Source organism: Microbacterium kribbense, assembly GCF_039537285.1.
GTDB lineage: Bacteria > Actinomycetota > Actinomycetes > Actinomycetales > Microbacteriaceae > Microbacterium > Microbacterium kribbense.
Window position 1 is genome coordinate 196,514 of record NZ_BAABAF010000002.1, and the last position, 21,441, is coordinate 217,954.

19 protein-coding genes are annotated in these 21,441 nt (G+C 70.1%); 13 read left to right on the top strand and 6 right to left on the bottom strand.

The genetic code is table 11. The features are described 5' to 3' along the window. Positions 1-131 precede the first annotated feature (131 nt). From ABD705_RS04065 to ABD705_RS04080, 4 genes are all read left to right on the top strand, one after another. Complete coding sequence (locus tag ABD705_RS04065; protein WP_344780819.1) at positions 132-1,433, top strand: ABC transporter substrate-binding protein; 1,302 nt, start codon at positions 132-134, stop codon at positions 1,431-1,433. 96 nt (positions 1,434-1,529) lie between these two features. Further along, entirely contained in the window at positions 1,530-2,450 is a 921-nt protein-coding gene (locus tag ABD705_RS04070) for a carbohydrate ABC transporter permease (protein ID WP_344780822.1), read from the top strand. Continuing rightward, positions 2,447-3,310: a carbohydrate ABC transporter permease gene (locus ABD705_RS04075; RefSeq protein ID WP_344780824.1), complete on the top strand. Its 864-nt coding sequence runs from the start codon at positions 2,447-2,449 to the stop codon at positions 3,308-3,310. Before ABD705_RS04070 ends, ABD705_RS04075 begins: the two co-directional genes overlap by 4 nt. Before the next feature lie 5 nt (positions 3,311-3,315). Continuing rightward, positions 3,316-4,311 carry a zinc-dependent alcohol dehydrogenase gene (locus tag ABD705_RS04080; protein ID WP_344780826.1) on the top strand — a complete coding sequence of 332 codons (996 nt, stop codon included), beginning with the start codon at positions 3,316-3,318 and terminating at the stop codon, positions 4,309-4,311. Positions 4,312-4,471: 160 nt separating this feature from the next. Here the strand turns inward: ABD705_RS04080 and ABD705_RS04090 are convergent, their stop codons facing one another. From ABD705_RS04090 to ABD705_RS04100, 3 genes are all read right to left on the bottom strand, one after another. Next, on the bottom strand, positions 4,472-4,846 hold the full coding sequence (locus tag ABD705_RS04090; protein ID WP_344780828.1) for a DUF1048 domain-containing protein: 375 nt from the start codon (positions 4,844-4,846) through the stop codon (positions 4,472-4,474). Next, complete coding sequence (locus ABD705_RS04095; protein ID WP_344780830.1) at positions 4,843-5,232, bottom strand: PadR family transcriptional regulator; 390 nt, start codon at positions 5,230-5,232, stop codon at positions 4,843-4,845. The genes ABD705_RS04090 and ABD705_RS04095 overlap by 4 nt, the downstream gene beginning before the upstream one ends. Positions 5,233-5,351: 119 nt before the next feature. Then, complete coding sequence (locus tag ABD705_RS04100) at positions 5,352-5,888, bottom strand: MarR family winged helix-turn-helix transcriptional regulator (RefSeq protein WP_344780832.1); 537 nt, start codon at positions 5,886-5,888, stop codon at positions 5,352-5,354. Between the two features lie 99 nt (positions 5,889-5,987). On the opposite strand from ABD705_RS04100, the gene ABD705_RS04105 reads away from it, so the two are divergent. The 6 genes from ABD705_RS04105 to ABD705_RS04130 all read left to right on the top strand — a co-directional run bounded on the left by ABD705_RS04105 (position 5,988) and on the right by ABD705_RS04130 (position 12,879). Then, positions 5,988-6,764 (top strand): electron transfer flavoprotein subunit beta/FixA family protein, encoded by a 777-nt coding sequence (locus ABD705_RS04105; RefSeq protein WP_344780834.1) that lies wholly within the window; start codon positions 5,988-5,990, stop codon positions 6,762-6,764. Between the two features lie 10 nt (positions 6,765-6,774). Continuing rightward, positions 6,775-7,740 carry an electron transfer flavoprotein subunit alpha/FixB family protein gene (locus ABD705_RS04110; protein ID WP_344780836.1) on the top strand — a complete coding sequence of 322 codons (966 nt, stop codon included), beginning with the start codon at positions 6,775-6,777 and terminating at the stop codon, positions 7,738-7,740. Between the two features lie 2 nt (positions 7,741-7,742). Next, positions 7,743-9,746 (top strand): cytochrome b/b6 domain-containing protein, encoded by a 2,004-nt coding sequence (locus ABD705_RS04115; RefSeq protein ID WP_344780838.1) that lies wholly within the window; start codon positions 7,743-7,745, stop codon positions 9,744-9,746. 372 nt (positions 9,747-10,118) lie between these two features. Then, positions 10,119-11,387, top strand: coding sequence for a sensor histidine kinase (locus ABD705_RS04120; RefSeq protein ID WP_344780840.1), 1,269 nt, complete (start codon positions 10,119-10,121; stop codon positions 11,385-11,387). Beyond that, entirely contained in the window at positions 11,375-12,052 is a 678-nt protein-coding gene (locus ABD705_RS04125) for a response regulator (RefSeq protein WP_344780842.1), read from the top strand. Before ABD705_RS04120 ends, ABD705_RS04125 begins: the two co-directional genes overlap by 13 nt. Further along, positions 12,049-12,879 (top strand): hypothetical protein, encoded by an 831-nt coding sequence (locus tag ABD705_RS04130; RefSeq protein ID WP_344780844.1) that lies wholly within the window; start codon positions 12,049-12,051, stop codon positions 12,877-12,879. The genes ABD705_RS04125 and ABD705_RS04130 overlap by 4 nt, the downstream gene beginning before the upstream one ends. Before the next feature lie 103 nt (positions 12,880-12,982). On the opposite strand, the gene cofE is transcribed toward ABD705_RS04130, so the two are convergent. Together cofE and ABD705_RS04140 are read right to left on the bottom strand one after the other, a co-directional pair. After that, complete coding sequence (cofE, locus tag ABD705_RS04135; protein ID WP_344780846.1) at positions 12,983-13,765, bottom strand: coenzyme F420-0:L-glutamate ligase; 783 nt, start codon at positions 13,763-13,765, stop codon at positions 12,983-12,985. A gap of 1 nt (position 13,766) precedes the next feature. Further along, on the bottom strand, positions 13,767-14,273 hold the full coding sequence (locus tag ABD705_RS04140; RefSeq protein WP_344780848.1) for a GNAT family N-acetyltransferase: 507 nt from the start codon (positions 14,271-14,273) through the stop codon (positions 13,767-13,769). 272 nt (positions 14,274-14,545) lie between these two features. Between ABD705_RS04140 and ABD705_RS04145 the strand changes: the two genes are divergently transcribed. After that, positions 14,546-15,970 carry an HNH endonuclease signature motif containing protein gene (locus ABD705_RS04145; RefSeq protein ID WP_344780850.1) on the top strand — a complete coding sequence of 475 codons (1,425 nt, stop codon included), beginning with the start codon at positions 14,546-14,548 and terminating at the stop codon, positions 15,968-15,970. 97 nt (positions 15,971-16,067) lie between these two features. Further along, the gene (locus ABD705_RS04150; RefSeq protein ID WP_344780852.1) at positions 16,068-16,628 is read left to right on the top strand and encodes an acyl-CoA thioesterase; all 561 of its coding nucleotides are present in this window, start codon (positions 16,068-16,070) and stop codon (positions 16,626-16,628) included. A gap of 17 nt (positions 16,629-16,645) precedes the next feature. On the opposite strand, the gene ABD705_RS04155 is transcribed toward ABD705_RS04150, so the two are convergent. Then, positions 16,646-17,527: a LysR family transcriptional regulator gene (locus ABD705_RS04155; RefSeq protein ID WP_344780854.1), complete on the bottom strand. Its 882-nt coding sequence runs from the start codon at positions 17,525-17,527 to the stop codon at positions 16,646-16,648. Between the two features lie 141 nt (positions 17,528-17,668). Here ABD705_RS04155 and ABD705_RS04160 point away from each other — a divergent pair, with 141 nt between their 5' ends. Continuing rightward, entirely contained in the window at positions 17,669-21,424 is a 3,756-nt protein-coding gene (locus ABD705_RS04160) for a proline dehydrogenase family protein (protein WP_344780997.1), read from the top strand. Positions 21,425-21,441 lie beyond the last annotated feature (17 nt).

The window sequence follows — 21,441 nt, forward strand, 5'->3', positions numbered from 1 at the left end:
GCGATCCGTCGCCAGCGGCGGATCGTTACCGTTTGGTTATCTGCACTGATACGTATTACTTATAGCCTAGCAACGAGGAAGACAATTGCCCAGGTGCGCTGAACGCGTACTCCTCGAGGAAAGGCTATGCAATGAAGCGCCACGTCCTATTACGAATCGCATCGGTCGCCAGCGCGACCCTCCTGACCGCAGGCGTCGTCACCGCCTGCAGCAGTGGTGGCGGCGACCAGGCGGAGGGGTCGAAGACCCTGAACGTCACGCTCGCCAACCACGTCTGGACGGAGGCGATCAAGAAGCAGATCCCCGAGTTCGAGAAGGAGAGCGGACTGAAGGTCACGCTGACCCAGCTCAGCGAGGATCAGCTCGCCGACAGCTACAAGGTGAAGCTGAACGCCGGCTCCAGTGACGTCGATGTCATGATGTACCGGCCGCTGCAGGTCGGCAAGCTGTTCGCGTCGAGCCACTACTTCGCCGATCTGACGCAGCGCGTCCAGTCCGATGCGAACTGGAACTGGAGCGACTTCCAGCCCGGTCCGGTGAGCATCACCACGTACCAGGACAAGGTCGTGGGCGTGCCGATCATCACCGAGAACGAGATCCTCTATTACCGCAAGGATCTGCTGACCAAGGCGGGCCTCGAAGTCCCGACCACGATGGACGAGCTGAAGGCGGCCGCCAAGAAGATCTCCGAGGAGAACCCCGGGGTCGCCGGCTTCGTCTCGCGCACCCAGGCCTCGGCCGGGGTCACGCAGTTCTCCGGCTTCCTGTACAGCTTCGGCGGCGACTGGATCGACAGCAACGGCAAGTCGGGTATCGCGTCGGATGCCGCCAAGAAGGCCTACGCCTACTACGGCGGGCTGCTGCGCGACTACGGCCCCGCACAGGTGAACACCGACATGAGCTGGCCCGAGGCGATGGCGATCTTCCAGCAGGGCAAGGCGGCGTTCGAGACGGACGCATCCAGCCTGTATGAGAACCTCACCAACCCGGAGAAGTCCAAGGTCGCCGACCAGGTCGGGTTCGCACCGTTCCCGGCGGGCCCCGCCGGTTCGAAGCCGTACAACGTCGCGGCGTGGGCGCTGGGCATCAACGCCAACTCGAAGAACCAGGACAACGCCTGGAAGTTCATCCAGTGGGCCACCAGCCCGAAGATGACGCTGGCCATGCAGAAGGAGGGCACGCCGAGCGCCCGCACCTCGGCATGGGACAACCCGGAGGCGACCTCGAGCTTCCCGCCGGAGCTCGCCAAAGCCATCGCTGAGAACGCGAAGAACGGCGTCGGATACGACCGGCCGCTGGTGGTCGCGGTGGCGCAGGCCCGCGAGATCGTCGGCACTCCGTTCGTGGTGGCCATCACCGGCGGTGACTCGGATGCCGCAGCCGACAAGGCCAGCACGCAGTTCGAGTCGCTGCTGCAGTCGGAGAACAAGTAGCGCCAGCGGCCGGGGTGGCGTTCTGGCGGCATCTGCCGGAACGCCACCCTTTCCGATAGCCTGCACTGGCAGTTGAACTGGATTGCGAAGTGGACAATGACCGTCACTGTGCCTGACCGGCTCCCGCCGGCCGAACGAGTCTCGCGGTGGGCGAACGATCACCGGAAGTGGCTGTTCTCGTCGCCGGCCATCATCTTCACCGTGCTGCTGATCGCCTTCCCGATCGGCTGGACCATCTACCTCAGCTTCACCGACTCGTTCGGCTCGGTGCGCGCCCCGTTCGACTTCGTCGGGTTCGACAACTACGTCACGGCGCTGACCGACACGGCGCGGTTCTGGCCGGCGGTGCTGCGCACCGTGATCTTCACGGTCGCCGCGCTGGCCTTCGAGCTCGCCGCCGGCATGTCGATCGCGTTGCTGCTGTGGCGACCGTTCAAAGCGCAGGCCATCGTCCGGGTGATCGTGCTGCTGCCGTTCGTGGCCACCCCGGTGGCGATCGCGATGATGTGGCGGCTGATCTTCGACCCGAACATCGGGTTCGCCAACCAGGTCCTCGGCTGGATCGGCATCCCGCCGCAGGCGTGGTTCTCCAGTCCCGCGACGACCCTGCCGACGCTGATCTTCGTGGATGTCTGGGAGTTCACGCCGATGATCGCGATCGTGCTGCTGGCGGGGCTGACGTCGCTGTCGGATGAGCCTGATGAGGCGGCGCGCATCGACGGCGCCAACGCCTGGCAGCGGTTCTGGTTCGTGACGCTGCCGCTGCTGCGCCCGGTCGTTCTGGTGGCGATCATGCTGCGCGCCATCGACGCGCTGAAGACCTTCGACCTGCTGTATGCGGTCAAAGGCCAGGGCGGCGGATCATTCCACGAAGCCGAGACCCTGAACATCTACGCGTACACGCTGAGCTTCCAGTACAACAGCTTCGGGCTGGCATCGGCGGTGCTGATCCTGTTCTTCCTGATGGTGCTGATCTCGATGTGGTTGCTCACCCTCCGCCGGAAGGAGAAGCCATGACCGCGACAGCTGCGACCACGGCTGCAACATCCGCGCCGCGGCGGCGCCGTCGCCGCGGCGGCTACCCGACCTTCCGGTTCGTGATGATCGCCTTCGTCGTCATCGCGTTCCTGGTGCCGCTGCTGTGGATGGTGCTGGCGTCGTTCAAGAGCAACGTCGACATCCAGGACACCAGCCAGCCGTTCAAGTTCGCGCCGATTCTGGACAACTACGCGAACGTGTTCGGCAACGACACCTACCTCTCGTTCGTGTTCAACAGCTTCTGGATCGCGTTCTGGGCGGTGCTGATCTCACTCGTCCTGGGCGTGCCGGCCGCATATGCGATGAGCCGCTTCAACATGCGCAAGTCCGCGCTGGTGGTGCTGCTGGCGCGCATCATCCCGGGGATCAGCCTGCTCGTGCCGTGGTACTTCATCTTCGCGAACCTGGGCTGGGTGGGCAGCTACGGGGTGATGATCCTCTCGCACATGTTCATCCTGATCCCGGTCAGCGTGTACATCATGATGTCGTTCTTCGACTCCATGCCGCTCGAGCTGGAAGAGGCGGGCCTGGTCGACGGACTGACGCCGATCGGCGCGTTCTGGCGCATCCTGCTGCCACTGTCGGTGCCGGGGATCGCCACGGCCGGCATCCTCTCGTTCATCTTCTCGTGGAACAACTTCATGTTCGCCCTGGTGCTGACCGGGGCCCACACCAAGACGCTGCCGGTGGCGGTGTTCGACTTCGTGTCGTACGCGAGCATCGACTGGGGTGCCATCATGGCGGCATCGACGATCATGACGGTGCCGATCATCGTGGTCGCGCTGTTCGCGCAGAAGTACATCGTGTCGGGCCTGACCGCCGGCGCGACCAAAGGCTGAGCGGCATGGCCCTCGAGCGGATGCCGGCGGTGGTCAAGGCGGCGCCGGGAGCGGACGGCGTCCGGCTGCAGAGCGTGCCGGTGCCGCAGCCGGCCGCCGGCATGGCGCTGGTGTGGGTGGCGGCCACGGGCATCTGCGGCACCGACATCCACATCGCCCGTGACGAGTATGCGCATGAGCTGGGCGTCGTGATGGGGCACGAGATCTGTGGCGTGGTCGAGTCCGCCCACGACGCGGCGCTGGTCGGTGCGCGGGTCGCGGTGGAGACCTACTTCTCGACGTGCGGGGTGTGCGACTGGTGCCGCAGCGGGCGGATCAACCTCTGCCCGCGGCGCCGGTCGATCGGCTCCTTCGAGAACGGCGGCTTCGCTCCCTGGGTGCTGGTGCCGTTGCGCAACCTGCATGTGCTGCCGGCGAGCGTCGACGGCGTCGAGGGAGCGCTCAGCGAGCCGCTCGCGTGCGTCGCGCACTGTCTGATGGATCCGCCGGTGGTCGCCGCCGGCGACCGGGTGCTGGTCACCGGTCCGGGTGCGATGGGGCAGCTCGCCGCCCAGGTGGCGGCGGCCTGCGGAGGTGTCGTGACACTGGTCGGATTGCCGCAGGATGCCGAGCGGCTGGCCGTGGCTGAGAAGCTGGGCATGCGCACCACCGCCGGCACCCCCGACGAGGACGCGTTCGACGTCGTGATCGAGTGCTCGGGCAGCGTCGGCGGCGCGCGCACCGCGCTGGCTTCGGCACGCCGCGGGGCGCGCTATGTGCAGGTCGGGATCTTCGGCCGTGAGGTCGAGCTGCCGTTCGACCTCGTGCTCTACAAGGAACTCGTGGTCTCGAGCGGCTTCGCCTCGACGCCGACGTCGTGGCGCCGGGCGATGACGCTGATCCGGGACGGCGCGGTGGAGCTGGCGCCGCTGGTGACGAGGTCCGTGCCGTTGGACGAGTGGGCAGCCGCCTTCGAGGCGGCACGCACCGGCGCGGGCATCAAGACAGTGATCGTCCCGTAGCCGGCGGTGTCGCATCTGCCGGCGCCTGCGCTACCCGAGCCGGCTCGACCCGAGCAGCGCGAAAAGACCGTTCCGGGCGCGACGTCGAAGTCGACGCCGCGCAGCACGTGCAGGTCCTGGAACGACTTGTGGATGCCGCGGACTTCGATCGCTGCTGCAGTCATGATCCCTTCTCCCCGCCTTCGTCCTCAGCGCGCGCGATCGCGTCGTTCAGGCGCTTGCGCTCCTTGCTCACCCACGAGTCCTCGGCGTAGTTCGCCAGGAATTCGGTCGCGAACTCGACAGGATCGTCGCCGACGATCGTGCGGATCGGCGTATGGTCCGCGGCGGCCTGCTCGAACAGGTCGGCCAGGTCCTCCAGCATCCGGATCAGAGTGTCGCTCTTCGTGATCGCGCCGGTGTACATCACGTAGCGTGCGACGCCCTCGGCCGCGGTGCGGTACCCCGCAGGGAGCGCCTTCACGCGCGCCTTGTATGCCTTGAACCGCCGCTTGTCGCCGAAGTCGCCGACGATCTTCTCGATGAAGTTGCTCATCGCTTCTCTCCTTGTGTGTCGTCGCTGTGCCTGTCATCACTGTGTTCGTCAGCACCGTGTTCGTCAGCACCGCGGAGCTGTTCCAGGTGGTCCGCGAGGAAGCTCCACGTCGTCCAGAACTCCGCCAGCTGTGCGTGACCCTGCTCATTGAGGGTGTAGACCTTGCGCGGCGGGCCCTTCTCGGACGGCACCTTCTGGACGTCGACGAGCCCGCGCTGCTCGATCCGGATCAGGAGTGCGTAGACCGTGCCCTCGGCGATGTCGGCGAAGCCCTGGTCGCGCAGCCATGCCGTGATCTCGTATCCGTAGGCCCGGCGACGCGCGAGGATGGCGAGGACGATGCCCTCGAGCACTCCCTTGAGCATCTCGGTGGCCTGCTTGCCCATCGGCGCCTCCTGCTACTCAGTGATGGTGACTACTGGTAGACAGTAACACTGAGTAGCAGTAGATAGCAAGACTGAGTACCGGGGTTCCGACAGTCTTCGAAGCGAGGATGCGGCAGCCGTCAGAGGGGCTCGGCGACCGGGCGGGCGTCGTCGAAGTCGCCCGAATTGCGGCGCATCTGAGCGATCAGTGCGACGAGCTGCTCGGTCTGGTCACGACTGAGCTCGGGCTGCTCGAACACCTCGCCGTTCAGCGCGGCGGTCGCACGCCGCGACAGGTCGCGCCCCGACTCGGTCAGCGCGATCACGGTCGCGCGGCCGTCCTCGGGGTGCGGCTCGCGCCGCACGTGCCCGGACGCTTCGAGCCGGTCGACGGTGTTCGTCACGCTGGTCGGGTGCACCTGCAGACGGGCGGATGCCGACGCCATCGGCATCCGCCCGTCACGCGTGAAGCTCAACAGCGTGAGCAGCTCGTATCGCGCGAAGGTGAGCTTGAAGGGCTTGAGGGTCGACTCCACGCGCGCGAGCATCAGCTGCTGCGCGCGCATGATCGAGGTGACGAGGGTCATGCCGGGTGCGGCATCCGTCCACCCGTGCGCGAGCCATTGCCGTCGCGCCTCGGCGATCGGGTCGACGGGGAGTCGTTTCACGCGAGCCACAAGAACCTCCCGGATTCGGCTTCAACGCTAGTCGGTTCGCCACGCTGGTTTCCGACGACGCGGTGGGCTGAATAGACTCGAACACGACGAAGGAGAGCTATGAAGATCGTCGTCCTGGTCAAGGAAGTCCCGGATACCTATGGGGACCGCAAGCTGAACCTCGAGACGGGGTTGGCCGATCGCGCCGCGAGTGAGCCGGCGCTCGATGAGATCGGCGGGCGCGCCCTGGAGGTGGCCCTGTCGTTTGCGGGCAAGAACGACGGTACCGAGGTGGTGGTGCTGTCGATGGGTCCGGAATCGGCGCAGGCCACAATCCGCAAGGGACTGGCGATGGGTGCCGCCTCGGCGGTGCAGATCGTGGATGAGGCTCTGGCCGGGGCCGACCTGGGACTTTCGGCCGAGGTGCTGGCTGCAGCGATCCGCGAGGTCGGCTTCGACCTGGTGATCACCGGCAACCAGTCCACGGATGGTTCCGGCGGGGTGATGCCGGCGATGCTGGCCGAGCTGCTGGATGTGCCGCAGGCGACGGCGTTGAACTCGGTCGAGATCACCGAGTCCGCGGTGTCAGGTGAGCGGGCGATCGATGGCGGCACGGCGGTGGTTTCGGCGAGCCTGCCGGCGGTGATCTCGATCACGGAGCGGCTGCCCGATGCCCGGTTCCCGAACTTCAAGGGCATCATGGCGGCCAAGAAGAAGCCGTACGAGGTGAAGTCGCTCGCCGATCTGGGCATCGACGCCGAGGATGCGGCCGCAGCCCGGTCGATCATGGTCGCCGTCAGTGAGAAGCCGCCGCGTTCGGCGGGTGTGAAGATCGTCGACGAGGGCGATGCGGGCACGCGGCTCGCCGAGTTCCTGATTTCGAACCGACTGGCGTGAGGTGACGGTGATGGCTGATTTCGCTGCAGATTCGATCCTGGTGCTGCTGGACGTGACCCCGTCCGGGCAGCTCGCCAAGTCTTCCGCGGGCCTGCTGGGTGCCGCATCCGGTGTCGGCACACCGGTGGCGCTGGTCGTCGGCGACGCCGCGCTGGCCGATGACGCGGCCGCCCTGGGCGCGGCCCGAGTGCTGGTGGCAAGCCCCGGCGAGGGCCTGACGGTGCCGGTGGTGGACGCCCTGGCCGCCGCGGCGGAGCTGGTGGGCCCGGACGCGATCCTGATCTCGCACTCGGTCGACGGCCGTGACGTCGCGGGCCGGTACGCGGCCCGCACCCGGTCGGCGCTGGCCATCGACGCGGTCGGCGTCGCGCGCGACGACGAGGGCATCACGGCGCAGCACTCCGTCTACGGCGGCATGTTCACGGTGGACTCGGCGGCGACGTTCGGGGCCCCCGTGATCACGGTGCGTCAGGGAGCGGTGGATGCCCGTGCCCAGGCGCAGCCGGTGGCCGCAGAGACGCTTCAGGTGCCGGCGTCGGGCCGCAAGGCTGCCGTGGTGGAATCGGTTGCGGAGTCGACCGAGACCTCGTCGCGGCCCGAGCTGCGCGGTGCGGCGAAGGTCGTCTCGGGCGGTCGCGGACTGGGCTCGGAAGAGAAGTTCGCCCTGGTCGAAGACCTCGCCGACGTGCTGGGTGCCGCAGTCGGCGCCTCGCGCGCTGCCGTCGACGCCGGTTACGTTCCGCAGGCGCATCAGGTCGGTCAGACCGGCGTGTCGGTCAGCCCGCAGCTGTATGTCGCTCTGGGAATATCCGGTGCGATCCAGCACAAGGCCGGCATGCAGACCGCCAAGACGATCGTCGCGATCAACAAGGACGGCGACGCGCCGATTTTCGACATCGCCGACTTCGGTGTCGTCGGCGATCTGTTCACGATCGTGCCGCAGTTGATCGAGGCACTCAAGGCGCGGAAGCAGTAGCGGTGGCGACGTACCCGCGCACGATCCGCCGTGGTCTGCCCCGGATCCCCGGTGGGGAGCCCTGGCCCGCCGGCGGAGGAGTGGATGCCGCCGCCGACGACCCGGCAGACGAAGCGGTCGCCGCGGCCGAAGCCGTCGCCGCCCCGGTGTCTGCGGCTGCCGCCCCGGCCGCCCCGCGAGCGGAGCGAGTCGAAATGACGCCCGAGCCGCCGACCGCGGTGGTCGCTGAGGTCGTGGCGGCCGATGTCGTTCCGACTCCGCGCGCAATGACCGAGGGCGTCGTGCTGCGCCGTGGCCTGCCCCGCGTACCCGGTGGGGAGCCTTGGCCGCCCGCCGGCGCGGCCGCCGCATCAGCGTCCGGCGTTGCCGAGCAGGTCGCGGACCAGGCCGCCATGGCACCGCAGGCCGCGGCCCTGATCCCGGACGCTGTGCCGGGGGCTCCTGCCTCGAACGAGGCCGCTGCGTCGGCAGTCGCGACCTCTACGAGCGCTGAGCCGGCGCCGGCGGCAGCCGTCGCACCGTCGGCGGCTGTCTCGGGTGTCGCCCTGCGCCGTGGCCTGCCGCGCGTTGCCGGCGGCGAGCCCTGGCCGTCCGCGGGTGCGGCACCGTCAGCGGCTGTGGGCGCCGCGCTGGCGCCGCCCGCTCCCGCAGCCGCACCGGCGCCGCCCGCGGTCGCAGCCGCAGCGGCGGCGACACCGGCTGCAGCGCCCGTTGCTGCGCCGGAGGCCGGGAAGCCGTCCGTCCGCCGCGGTCTGCCGCGCCCGGGCACCCCCGCACCGGCCCCGTCCACCGCAGCGTCCGTCGCCGCCCCTGCGCCGGAGGCCGGGAAGCCGTCCGTCCGCCGCGGTCTGCCGCGCCCGGGCACCCCCGCACCGGCCCAGCCCGCTGCGGCGCCCGCCGCCTCCGCACAGCCCGCCGCCGCGGCATCCACGCAGCCCGTACGCGCGGCATCGGCCGCCGTCGCGGCCGTGGCGCCTGCCGAGCTGGCGCCGTTGCCGTTCCAGCGCACCGTGTTCCCTGGAGCCGGGGCCACGCGCTGGGAGGCGGACCGGGCCCGCACGATCGGCACCCGCAACGGCCCGCTGACCCCGCCGGAGCCGGAGCGGATCGGGCCGTTCACCCGGGGCCAGTGGGCCGGTGCGGTCATCGTCGCCGGTGCCGGCCTGCTGTTCGCGGCGGGCATGGTCGTGCTGCTGGTGCGCTGGTTTCTCAGCCTGGACTTCATGCAGGACTTCCTGACCGCCTACCCGGGCGCATACGCGCTACCGGCGGCGGCGCCGGTCGGATTCGGGGCGTGGCTGAACTGGCAGCACTTCCTGAACATCTTCTTCATGGTGCTGATCATCAGGTCCGGCCTGCGGGTGCGCAACGAGAAGCGCCCGAGCGTGTTCTGGAGTCCGAAGATCAACCCGGCCCGCAAGATCAGCCTGTCGCTGTGGTTCCACCAGTCCCTGGACATCCTCTGGCTGGTCAACGGGATCGTGTTCGTGGTGCTGCTGTTCGTTTCGGCGCAGTGGATGCGGCTGGTGCCGACCAGCTGGGACGTGTTCCCGAACGCGATCTCGGCGGGTCTGCAGTACCTGTCGCTGGACTGGCCGATCGAGGACGGCTGGGTCACCTACAACAGCCTGCAGCAGCTGGCCTACTTCGCCGTCGTGTTCCTGGCCGCCCCGCTGGCGGCGATCACCGGCGTGCGGATGAGCGGGGTGTGGCCGAAGAACGCGAAGACGCTGAACCGGATCTATCCGGTGGAGTGGGCGCGGGCGGTGCACTTCCCGACGATGATCTTCTTCGTGCTGTTCATCATCGGGCACGTCACCCTGGTGCTGACGACCGGGGCGCTGCACAACCTGAACAGCATGTTCGCCGCCAACGGCGGCGACAGCTGGGTCGGGTTCTGGTTCTTCATCGGTGCGATGGTCATCGTCGCGATCGGCTGGGTCGCCGCGCGGCCCATGATCCTGGCCCCCATCGCCCGGCTGTTCGGCAAAGTCAGCGGCAGCTGAGCGCACCCCGCGCCCTGCCGCGTGCGGGGCCGGCGTCGGTTCGTCGCACGTGGCGAGCGGGGAGCCGGCGAACCGGCCATATGCGCCGGCCGAAGCCCGAGCCCCGCAGCTGGGCCCCGCACTGAGTCGTCACAAATGTCGGGTTCTGTGCTGGCCGACCCACCATATGCGACGACCGAAGCCTGGGCCTTGCAGCTGAGTCGTCACGAATGCAGGGTTCCGAGCCCGCGCACCGGCCATATGCGACGACCGAAGCTCGGCGCATCGCGAAAGTTCGTGGCGCCGCGGGCCGCCCCACTGGGGGGATAACCCGAACCGAGGTCTGCAGGTCGCCACGCTGTGCCGCAGGACAGGGCACCCTAGCGTTGAGTCATGACCACAATCTCGCGCTCCGGTACGCCGCGCCTGTACACGCCGACCCGGCTGCTGGGTGCCATCGCCCAGCTCGCCGTCGTCGGCGTTGTCTGGTCGGGCGTCTTCATCCTGATGTTCCCGCTCATAGGCGCCGGACTCGGCCTGATTCCCGTGATCGGCATCGGCCTGCTGCTGCTGGTCGGCGTGGTCTATGCGCTGTTCGCGTTCGGCTGGCTCGAAGTGGCCCGCGTCGACGGGCTCTACGGCTTCGGCCTCGCACCCCGCCGGCTGCGCACCAGCGGGCGGCCCGGATTCACGGGCTATCTGCGCACGCTGTGGCTGCAGCTGATCGATCCGTCGATGTGGCGCGCGATCGCACACGCCGCCATCGCCACCGTGCTCGGCTGGGCGACCCTGTCGCTGCTGAGCGTGCTCGGCTCGGGCATCGCGCTGCTGTTCTCACCGCTGCTGCACGGCCAGGCCCGCGCGATCCCGCTGCAGGGCACCGGCTTCGACATCTCGCCGGCGTGGGCGCTGCCGGCCGGCGTCATCGCCATCGTGATCGCGCTCGCACTGCTGGCCGGGGTCGGCATCGTGCACGGCATCATCGCCCGGGCGATCCTGGTGCCCTCACGCGAGGCGCAGCTGGCCGACGCCGCCCGCACCTCGCAGGTGCAGCGCGCCGGTGCCGTGCGCGCCGCCGACGTCGAGCGCACCCGCATCGAACGCGATCTGCACGACGGCGTCCAGCCCCGGCTGGTCTCGCTCGGGATGACGCTGGGCATGGCCCAGCAGAAGATCGACGACGACCCGGCCGCGGCCAAGGCGCTCATCGCCGAGGCGCACACGTCCACCAAGGCGGCCATCACCGAACTGCGCCAGCTCGCCCGCGGCATCCACACGTCCGTGCTCGATGATCGGGGCCTGGATGCCGCACTCTCGGCGCTGGCGGCCCGCTCACCGATCCCCGTGGCGCTGGATGCGCGCATCCAGACCCGATGCAGCCCGCAGGCCGAGGCGGCCGTCTACTTCGTGATCGCCGAGTCGCTGACCAATGCGGCCAAGCACTCCCGGGCGGCGGAATGCCGCGTGACGGTGCGCCAGCGCGAAGGCGGCATCCTCTGGGCGCGGATCGAGGACAACGGCATCGGCGGCGCCACGGTCGTCCCCGGCGGCGGTCTGGACGGACTGTCGAACCGGGTGCTGGGCGTGGGCGGAACGTTCCGGCTGGACAGTCCCGCCGGCGGTCCGACGAGTGTGGAGGTGAGCGTGCCATGCGCATTCTGATCTGCGAGGATTCCGTGCTGCTGCGCGAGGGTCTGGTGCGGCTGCTCGAGGATGTCGGTCACAAGGTCGTCTCGGCGCTGCCGGATGCCTCGGGGCTGGATGCCGCCATCGCGGCCTCCGCGCCGGACCTGTGCATCCTCGACGTACGACTGCCCCCGACCCGCACCGATGAAGGCATCCGGGCCGCGCTGCGCGTGCGACAGGCCCGGCCGGACCTGCCGATCCTGGTGCTGTCGCAGTACGTCGAAGAGCGCTACGCGTCCGACCTGATCGCCGGCCGCGGCGGGGCACTGGGCTATCTGCTCAAGGACCGGGTGGCCGACGTCGCCGAGTTCGTGCAGACCGTGGAGCGGATCGCCGCGGGCGCCACCGTGTTCGACCCCGAGGTCGTCGCGCAGCTGCTGGGGCGTCGCAGCTCGGACGAGCGCATGCAGCGCCTCACCGACCGCGAATCCACCGTCCTCGCGCTGATCGCCGAGGGCAAGTCCAACCAGGCGATCGCGCAGGCGCTGTTCGTCACTGAAGGCAGCGTCGAGAAGCACATCACGTCGCTGTTCCAGAAGCTCGATCTTGAGCCCGACGAGTCGGGCAACCGGCGGGTGCTGGCAGCGCTCGCCCACATCGCACACAGCGGCGACGCGCCGCAGACGGGAGAGAACCGATGAGCACCACCAGCAGCCCGCGTTCGGGATCGGGCCGGGTCGTCGCGACTCTGGCCATCGTGTTCGGGGCGATCATCGCCCTGGGCACGGTGGGGTCGGCGGCGGCATCCACCCTCACCTCGGCCGCCGTGGCGGACAGCAGCCGCACGATCGCCGTCGACGGCGTCGATCGGCTGAGCCTTGACCTGTCGGCAGGGCAGATGCGCGTCGAGTTCGCCGACGTCGAGCAGGCCGAGCTGTCGGTGACGGCGGGCGTGAGCGCGCAGCGGTGGACGCTGCGCCGTGATGGCGACGAGCTTGTCGTGCGCACCCCGCAGGGCCTGTTCGGATGGAGTGGATGGGGGAGCTGGGGCATGTGGGGCGGCCACGGCTACGGCGACGCCGTGCTGCGGTTGCCGCACGCGCTGGCCGGGATGGACGCCGATCTCGGGATATCGGCCGGCACCCTGACCGTCGCCGGCGACTTCGGCACCCTCACGACGACGCTCGGCGCCGGAGCGCTGCGCGTGAGCGGCTCGGCCCGTGAGGTGTCCGCCGACATCAGCGCCGGCCGCGCCGACCTGACGCTGGCCGACGTGGGCACTGGGGACCTTCAGATCAGCGCGGGGCAGCTGAACGCGACGCTGACCGGCTCGCAGCCGCAGCACCTCGCGCTGCGCGCGAGCGCCGGGTCGATGGATGTCGGCGTGCCCGCCGGCGACTACGCCGTGACCGAGCACACCTCGGCGGGGTCGTTCGAGAACCGGATCGGGTCGACGCCGGGGGCGGGCAGCGCCGTGCAGGTGGATGTCTCGGCCGGCCGGATCGTGCTTGAGCGAGGCGGTCGTTGAGCGTGGCCGGTCGTTGAGCGAAGGAGCGCAGCAAACGAGTCGACACGCAGCGGGTATGCGTTTCGACTCGCTCCGCTCGCAGGGAGACCGGTAGCGCGGCCGGTCAGGAGCCGCTGCGGCCGCCTTCGTGCCAGACCTCTTCGGCGCCCGCGGCGTAGCCGAGGTCGTACGCCTCGTCGGCGCCGAGGCGGAACATGTCGCGCTCGGCCGGCCGCACGATCGAGCGGGCGCCGGGCAGGTCCACGTCGCCGACCAGGTCGGCACGGCCGCGCACGACGGCGACCGGCAGGCGCGACGCCTTGCCCTTGACCAGGTCGGCGGCGGATGCCAGCTCGTCGGCCGTGCACGGCATCGTGACCACCAGCGGCCGACCCTCGGCATCCGACTTCCCGCGCAGGTCCTCGAAGACCCGCACGCCGCCGGCGCCGATCGCGGTGTCGGTCTGTCCCTCGCGCCAGGCGCGGCCCAGCGTGTCCGAGACGATCACGCCGACCCGGACGCCGAGCAGTTCGCGCAGTCCTGCGGCGATCGCGCGGGCGGACGCATCCGGATCTTCGGGCAGCAGCAGCACGGTGCCGTGCGGTGTGTTCGAGGCATCCACCCCGGCCGCGGCCGAGACGATGCCCAACCGGTTCTCGACGATGCGGGTGACGTGTCCCGACTCGGAGGTGCGGGTGGCGACCGTGCGCACCGTCTCGGCAGTGATCGCCGCTTCGCGGTCGGATGCCTCGATGATGCGGCCCTCGGCCTTCGAGACGATCTTCGAGGTCACCACGAGGATGTCGCCGTCCGCGAGCGCCCCGGCCGCGGCGTCGGCGATGACCTGCACGAGGTCGTCACCGGTGCGGATCTCTGCGATGCCCGCAAGGGCCCAGATCTGCAGCACGTCAGCGGACGAATCGAACCTCGGTGAGCTGTTCGCCCAAGAACGGCTCGGTGTGCCGGGCGCCGTCGAGGGTGAACCCGTTGCGCAGGTAGAACCGGTGCGCGCGCGGGTTGTCTTCGGCGACCCAGAGGTACAGCGGCTCGACCGACTCGACCGCGGCGTCGAACAGGCGCTGGCCGAGGCCGGTGCCGTGCCAGGCGCTGAGCAGGTAGATGAAGTAGAGCTCGCGATTGCGGGGGGCATCCCGATCGCGGGCGGGGCCGGAGCCCACGAACCCCACGATCTCGCCGTCCACGAGCGCGGCGCTCATGTGGAACTCGGGGCCCTGCACGGCCCAGTTCGTCCACAGCTCGGCCATGCGCTTGGGTGAGATCTTCTCCAGCGCGGCCTTGCTGATCAGGTGATCGTATGTCTCGTGCCAGCAGGTGGCGTGCACCCGGCCGAGGGCCTCGGCGTCCACGTCCCGGACCGGACGGACGACGATGTCGGTCTGCAGTTCGGCTTCCATGGCCAGACTCTACGCGGCCTGCGTGCCAGGGGGAAATCGAGGCGCAACGGGCCGTGATGGATGGGACGCATGGGCCGCGAGGCGCGGTGCTGCTGGGTCGGGCGGTCGCGGTGTCGACTGGGATAGTTTACTACTCTGATTCACTGCCACATCCGATGATGAGTACGAGTGCTTCTGCACAGGCAGGTACTGAATGTGCGTTATCCACAGCTATCGGGCAAGGATCGGCGATGGCAGATTGGATGTCGGAGGCCAGTGCCACAATCGTAGTTATGAACGAGGCAATCGGCACCTTGGACGGCATCCGCGAACAGCTTGCGGTGCTGGTGTCGAGCGCGTTCGATTCCGGTGCGATGCATCACTCCGCTGAGGCGGAGCTGTTGGAGGCGCTGCGTGCGGCGGGTGATCTGCAGCGGCTGGTGGATGCCGTGCTCGTGGAGGGGGTCGCCGAGATCGCCGAGCGTTCCCGGCAGCGTGACCGGAGTGAGCGGTTGTCGACGAGAATGGGCTGTCACAACGTGAACGAGCTGGTGCAGCGGGTGACCCGGTGCTCACCGCAGGCGGCGGGGCGGCTCGAGCTCGCCCAGCGTGCGGTCGGGGTGGATTGGGACCCGATCGACGGAGAGGCGATGCCGGCGAGGCTGCCCGCGATCCGGGTGGCGCTGCGCGACGGTGAGGTCGGGGTCGACGGTGTGGTCGCCGTTGCGAAGCCGATGCTGGGCATGCGGGACCGGGTGGAGCGGACCAAGGTGCTGGCCGCCGATGCGGCGATTGCGGCATTCGCACGGGGTGCCGGTCCGGATGGTGAGCCGCCGGCATGGGCGGACCTGCTCGCCGTGCAGGCGATGGTGTGGGCGTGTGCGCTGGACCCGGACGGTGACGAGCCGCGGGATCGGGATGCGGGCTTGGACCGGTTCTTCACGATGGGCAAGGCCCGGCCCAATGGAATCACCCCGTTCCGTGGCGGGGCGACCCCCGAAGTCGCCGCCCAGCTGCAGCGCATCATGGATGCTTCCATTTCTCCGCATGTGCAGGGTGTGCAGTTCGCCGAATCAGATGGTGGCGGTGTCGGCAGTGATGAGGATGACGGTGCCTGGGTGGATCAGCGCACCCGGTCGCAGAAGCAGCATGACGCGCTCGCGTCGGCGCTGTTCGCGGCTGCGGCATCCGGCGAACTGCCCACGATCGGGGGTGCCGCGCCGACGGTGATCGTCACGGCGTACGCCGCGGATCTTGCCCGCGGGTCGGGTTGGGCGTTTCTGGAAGGCACCGCCGAGCCGATCTCGATGGCCGCCGCGACCCATCTCGCCTGTGCGGGGGCGATCCAGCGGGTGGTGCTGAATGAGGACGGCCGGATCGTGCAGCTGGGCAACCTGGAGCGGGTCTTCAACGCACATCAGCGCCGGGCGATCACCCTGCGTGACGGCGGGTGCATCATCCCCGGGTGCGGCATCCCGGCAGGGTGGTGTGAGATCCACCATGTGCAGGAGCACGCCCGCGGTGGACCGACGCACACCGACAACGGGGTGCTGCTGTGCTGGGGGCATCACCGGTTCATCGACACCGGACCGTGGCAGATCCGCATGCGCGAGGGAGTGCCCGAGATCCGCGGGCCCGCGTGGTTCGATCCCGCGCAGCGCTGGCGACGCGTCACGAAATCCAAGACCCGTCTGCTGCGGTTGCTGCAGCCGGCATGAGTGCGGGCGAGTGCCCCTCGGCAAACAGATCCTGTCCACCCGCCAGGACCCCTGCGGCTGTGCGCACCAGCGCGACGCGGCCAGTACTCTGACAAGAGTGAATGTCATCTGGCGGACCATCCTGGTGCATCTGCGGGCGCGATGGCGGGTGCGCCGCGGGCGAAGCCTGCCGATGACCGGTGTCAGCAGCATCCGACTGACCGCGCTGCCGACCGACCTCGACATCATGCGGCACATGAACAACGGCCGCTACCTCTCGCTGTTCGACCTGGGGCGCTGGGATCTGCTGGTGCGCTCGGGCATGTGGGATGCCATGCACGGGCACGGCTGGTACGCCGTCGTGGGGTCCGAGACGATCACGTTCCGCAAGTCGCTGCGGGCCTGGCAGCGCTTCGACATCCAGTCGCGGGTCGTCGGCTACGACGACCGGTCGGTGTACATGGAGCACCGTGCCGTCGTCGACGGCGAGATCTACGCGCGCGCCGTCGTGCGGGCGCGCCTCATGCGGCGCTCGGGTGGCGCCCTGCCGCACGAAGAGCTGTTCGCGGCGATGGGGCAGCCGGACGGGCTCGCCGACCTCGAACCCTGGATCACCGACTGGGCAGAGGCGTCTCGGCTGCCGGGCACCAAGCGGCCCGCGCCGAGCATCTGGGCGTAGCCGTCAGTCCGCGCCGCTCACCGGGACGCGAAGGCGTCGCGCAGCGCGGCCCGGACGGTGAGGATGCCGGTACGCGCGGACGTCGACCGCCGCGCGGCGGTGAACAGTTCGCGCGTAGGCGCGCCGGGCAGCTCGACCAGCCGGGCCGTGGGAGCGGCCCCGGCCCACACCAGGTCCGGCAGCAACCCCACCGCGTGCCCCGCCGTGATCAGGCGCACCTGTGCGGTGAGGTCGGCGATCTCGAACCGCACATCGGGCTCGAAGCCCGCCGCGCGGCACTGCTCGCTCGCCCAGCGCCGGGCGGCGGTGCCCCGCGGCTCCATGACCCAGGCCCGCTCGGCCAGCTCCACCAGCGCGCCCACGCCGTCGCCCGGCGGCAGCGCGATCCGGATCGGGTCGTGCCCGATCGTCTCCCGGTCGAGGTCGGCGCGATGCGCGCGCGCCGAGCCCGGATACTGCTCGGCGATGACCAGGTCGAACCGGCGTGCCGACAGCTCGAACAGCCCCTCTTCGGGCGGCACCTCGGCGACCTCGATGCGCAGCGTCGGCGCCGTCATCGCCAGCAGCGTCAGGGCGCGCGCGAGGATCGCCTGCGCCGCCGTCTGCATCACGGCGATCCGCACGGGCGCGGCGCCCGGCTGCAACCGCTCCAGATCGCCACGCGCCTGCTCGTCCAGCTCGAGCGCCCGCGCCGCGTGCGCCGCCAGCAGCCGGCCGTGCTCGGTCAGCCGCACGCCGCGCCCGTCCGGTTCGATCAGCGGTACCCCCGCCTCGCGCTCCAGCAGCGTGAGCTGCTGCGAGATCGTCGACGGGCTGTAGGCCAGCGCCTCGGCCACGGCGGCGAGGCTGCCGCGCAACGCGAGCTCGTGCAGCATCCGCAGCCTGCGCAGCTCGAACACGTCGCCTCCTCAGGGATCACATCGAGAAAGTCGATGCAGAAGCATCATAGATCATCACTATTCATAATGGTTCGGATGGCGCAGACTGGAAGTGTGATCCACGATGAGGTGCAGTCTGGGAACGACCAGGCGGGAGTGCAGATGACGGACGAAACGCTGCCGGAGATGGCCCACGAGGCTGTCGCGCTGGCACAGCGCTGGGTGAACGAATCGGCGGCGGTCGAGGTCGACCCCGCTGCGAGCCGACTGGCCGGCGTACTGCAGGATGAGAACGGACTGCCGTTCACGGTCGGATTCGTCGACGGCGTGATGCGCCCCGAGTCCCTGGCGGCGGCGGCATCCAATCTGCGCCGCGTCGCACCCCTGGTGCCCGCGTTCCTGCCCTGGTACCTGCGCGCCGCGGTGCGCCTGGGCGGATGGGTCGCACCGGTGCTGCCCTACCCGGTGGTGCCGATCGCACGGCGGGTGCTGCGCAACATGGTCGGCCACCTGATCGTGGATGCGCGTCCCGAAAGGCTCGGCGCGGCGCTGCAGAAGCTGCGCGGCAGCGGCCACCGCCTGAACCTGAACCTGCTCGGCGAAGCCGTGCTCGGCGAAGCCGAGGCGGCACGCCGGCTCGAAGGCATCCATGAGCTGATCCGCCGGCCCGACGTGGACTACGTGTCGGTGAAGGTCTCGGCCATCGCCAGCCACATCTCGATGTGGGCGTTCGACGAGGTCGTCGACACCGTCGTGGAGCGGCTCACCCCGCTGTACCTGACCGCGCTCGGTGACAACACCTTCATCAACCTCGACATGGAGGAGTACCACGACCTCGGTCTGACCATCGCGGTGTTCACCCGCATCCTCGACGACCCGCGGCTCGCGCAGTCCCGTGCCGGCATCGTGCTGCAGTCGTACCTTCCCGACGCGCTGCCGGCACTGGACCGGCTCACCGCCTGGGCGCAGCAGCGGATGGCCGCCGGGGGCGCCCGCATCAAGGTGCGCCTGGTCAAGGGCGCGAACCTCGCGATGGAGCATGTCGACGCCGTGATGCACGGCTGGCCGCAGGCGCCCTACCGCACCAAGCTCGACACCGACGCGAACTACCTGCGCTGCCTCGACGCCGCGATGCAGCCCGAGCGCACCGCCGCAGTGAAGCTCGGCGTGGCCGGGCACAACCTGTTCGGCATCGCCTACGCGTGGCTGCTGGCCGGGCGGCGTGGCGTGCGCGACGGCGTCGAATTCGAGATGCTGCTGGGCATGGCGCAGGGGCAGGTCGAGGCCGTCTCCCGCGAGGTGGGCCCGGTGCTGCTGTACGTGCCGGTGGTGCGGCCGAACGAATTCGACGTCGCGATCAGCTATCTGGTGCGGCGGCTGGAAGAGAACGCGTCCACCGATAACTTCCTCTCCGCGGCCTTCGAGCTGCACGAGGACGTCTCGCTGTTCCAGCGCGAGCGCGGCCGGTTCGAAGCCGCGCTGGAGCGTGCCGCGGACCCGGCGCTGCACACCGGGCCGCTGCGCACTCAGGACCGTGCCGACGAGGCAGTGCCTGCGACCGGTCCGCGCGCGGCGGCGCGGATGCTGCGCGACGTGCCGTCGACACAGGACGACTCGCTGACCGAGGCCGTGCTGGGCATCGCCCGCTCGGCGTCGCTCGAAGACGGCGACCCGTCGGGCACCGAGGCCCTCGCCTCGGTCGGTGCGGAACGGGACTTCGGCGGCGACCGCTTCGTCGAGACCGCGGTGTTCTCCCCGCGCGAGACCGGTGTGACCGCCGTCGGCGCCCCCGGGTTCCGCAACACCCCCGACACCGACCCGGCGCTGCCGGAGAACCGGGCGTGGGCGGGAGAGATCCGCACGCGCATCGAGACCTCCACCGCCGGTGACGCCACCATCGCGGCGGCCCGCGTCGTCGACACCGACACCCTCGATCGCATCATCGCGACGGTGCGGGATGCCGGTGCGGCATGGGGCGCACGGCCTGCGGCCGACCGCTCCGTGATCCTGCAGGCCGCCGCCCGGGCGCTCGAGGCGCACCGCGGCGAACTCATCGAGGTCGCGGCATCCGAGACCGGAAAGGTGCTCTCCGAAGGCGACATCGAGGTCAGCGAGGCCGTCGACTTCGCGAACTACTATGCCGCCTGCGCGCGCGAACTCGACCGGGTCGGCGGCGCGGTGTTCGAGCCGTCGAAGGTCACCGTGGTCACGCCGCCGTGGAACTTCCCGATCGCCATCCCCTCCGGCGGCGTGCTCGCCGCGCTCGCGGCCGGCTCGGGCGTCGTGTTCAAGCCCGCGCCGCAGGCCCGGCGGTGCGCGGCCGTCGTGGCCGAGGCGCTGTGGCAGGCCGGCATCCCCCGCGACGTGCTCGTACTCGTCGACATCGACGAGGGCGGCCTGGGTCGTCAGCTGATCACGCACCCGGACGTCGACCGGGTGATCCTCACCGGGTCGTGGGACACCGCGGCGCTGTTCCGCTCGTGGCGACCCGACCTGCCGCTGCTGGCCGAGACCAGCGGCAAGAACGCGATGATCATCATGCCGTCCGCGGACCTCGACCTGGCGGCATCCGACCTCGTCAAGAGCGCGTTCAGCCATGCCGGGCAGAAGTGCTCGGCGGCGTCGCTGGCCATCCTGGTCGGCCCGGTCGGGCATTCCGAGCGATTCCGCCGGCAGCTGATCGACTCGGTCCAGTCGTTGCGCGTCGGCCCGCCGTCGGACCCGCTGGCCGAGGTCGGCCCGGTCATCGCGCCGCCGCAGGGCAAGCTCGACTGGGCGCTGACCACGCTCGAACCCGGCGAGAGCTGGCTGGTGACGCCCGAGCCCCGCGACTTCGGCCCCGAGACCGCCGGCCGGTACTGGACGCCGGGTGTGCGGGTGGGAGTGCAGTCCGGGTCGCGGTTCCACTGCGAGGAGTTCTTCGGCCCCGTGCTGGGCGTCATGCACGCCGCGTCGCTGAGCGAGGCCATCGACCTGCAGAACGCGGTCGCGTACGGACTCACCGCCGGGCTGTACACGCAGAACCCGGACGACCTGGCGCTGTGGCTCGAGCGCGTGCAAGCCGGCAACCTGTATGTCAACCGCGGGATCACCGGTGCGATCGTGCAGCGGCAGCCGTTCGGCGGGTGGAAGCGCTCGTCGGTGGGCGCCGGCACGAAGGCGGGCGGCCCGAACTACCTGATCGGGCTCGGCTCGTGGCGCGCGTCGACCGGCGGCCAGGCGTCGCAGACGCTGCATCTGCGGGGTCTGGACTCGCGCATCACCGATGTGATCGAGGCCGCCCAGCCGGCCCTGGACTATGCCGCGTTCGAGTGGCTGCGCCGCGCGGCGCTGTCGGACGCGATCGCGTGGGACCGCGAGTTCGGGCGGGTGCAGGATGTCTCGCACCTGGGCATCGAGCGCAACCTGTTCCGCTACCGGCCGCTGCCGGTCGCGGTGCGCGCGACCGCCGATGCGCCGCTGCAGGAGGTGCTGCGGATCGCCGTGGCCGCGATGCGGGCCGGCGCCGAGTTCACGCTGTCGCTGGCCGCCGGGCTGCCGCCGGCCGTGCGCCGGGTGCTCAGCGACCAGGGCGTGCCGGTGTTCGTGGAGAGCGACGGGCAGTGGATGCAGCGCATCGGCGCCGTCGCGCCGGCCGCATCCGCCGCGCCCGCCGAGGGCCTGGCCGACTCGCTCGCCGATCTCGCGCCGGTCGCGCGCCCGCCGCGGGTTCGCCTGGTCGGCACGCACGAGTCGGTCGGCGAGCTGCACGAGGCGCTCGCCGCCGCCGTGGCCGGCGACCCCGATCTGGCCGTCTACGACCACGAGGTCACCACCGCCGGCCGCCTCGAGCTGCTGCCGTTCCTGCACGAGCAGGCCATCGCCATCACGGCGCACCGGTTCGGCGACCCGGATGATTGGTCACGCGACGTGATCTGAGCGCGGCCGCGGGACAA

Coding starts and splice junctions, on each gene's coding strand:
- ABD705_RS04065 (WP_344780819.1), top strand. CDS start 132: ATGAAGCGCCACGTCCTATTACGAATCGCATCGGTCGCCAGCGCGACC.
- ABD705_RS04070 (WP_344780822.1), top strand. CDS start 1,530: ATGACCGTCACTGTGCCTGACCGGCTCCCGCCGGCCGAACGAGTCTCG.
- ABD705_RS04075 (WP_344780824.1), top strand. CDS start 2,447: ATGACCGCGACAGCTGCGACCACGGCTGCAACATCCGCGCCGCGGCGG.
- ABD705_RS04080 (WP_344780826.1), top strand. CDS start 3,316: ATGGCCCTCGAGCGGATGCCGGCGGTGGTCAAGGCGGCGCCGGGAGCG.
- ABD705_RS04090 (WP_344780828.1), bottom strand. CDS start 4,846: ATGAGCAACTTCATCGAGAAGATCGTCGGCGACTTCGGCGACAAGCGG.
- ABD705_RS04095 (WP_344780830.1), bottom strand. CDS start 5,232: ATGGGCAAGCAGGCCACCGAGATGCTCAAGGGAGTGCTCGAGGGCATC.
- ABD705_RS04105 (WP_344780834.1), top strand. CDS start 5,988: ATGAAGATCGTCGTCCTGGTCAAGGAAGTCCCGGATACCTATGGGGAC.
- ABD705_RS04110 (WP_344780836.1), top strand. CDS start 6,775: ATGGCTGATTTCGCTGCAGATTCGATCCTGGTGCTGCTGGACGTGACC.
- ABD705_RS04120 (WP_344780840.1), top strand. CDS start 10,119: ATGACCACAATCTCGCGCTCCGGTACGCCGCGCCTGTACACGCCGACC.
- ABD705_RS04125 (WP_344780842.1), top strand. CDS start 11,375: ATGCGCATTCTGATCTGCGAGGATTCCGTGCTGCTGCGCGAGGGTCTG.
- ABD705_RS04130 (WP_344780844.1), top strand. CDS start 12,049: ATGAGCACCACCAGCAGCCCGCGTTCGGGATCGGGCCGGGTCGTCGCG.
- ABD705_RS04140 (WP_344780848.1), bottom strand. CDS start 14,273: ATGGAAGCCGAACTGCAGACCGACATCGTCGTCCGTCCGGTCCGGGAC.
- ABD705_RS04145 (WP_344780850.1), top strand. CDS start 14,546: ATGAACGAGGCAATCGGCACCTTGGACGGCATCCGCGAACAGCTTGCG.
- ABD705_RS04160 (WP_344780997.1), top strand. CDS start 17,669: ATGACGGACGAAACGCTGCCGGAGATGGCCCACGAGGCTGTCGCGCTG.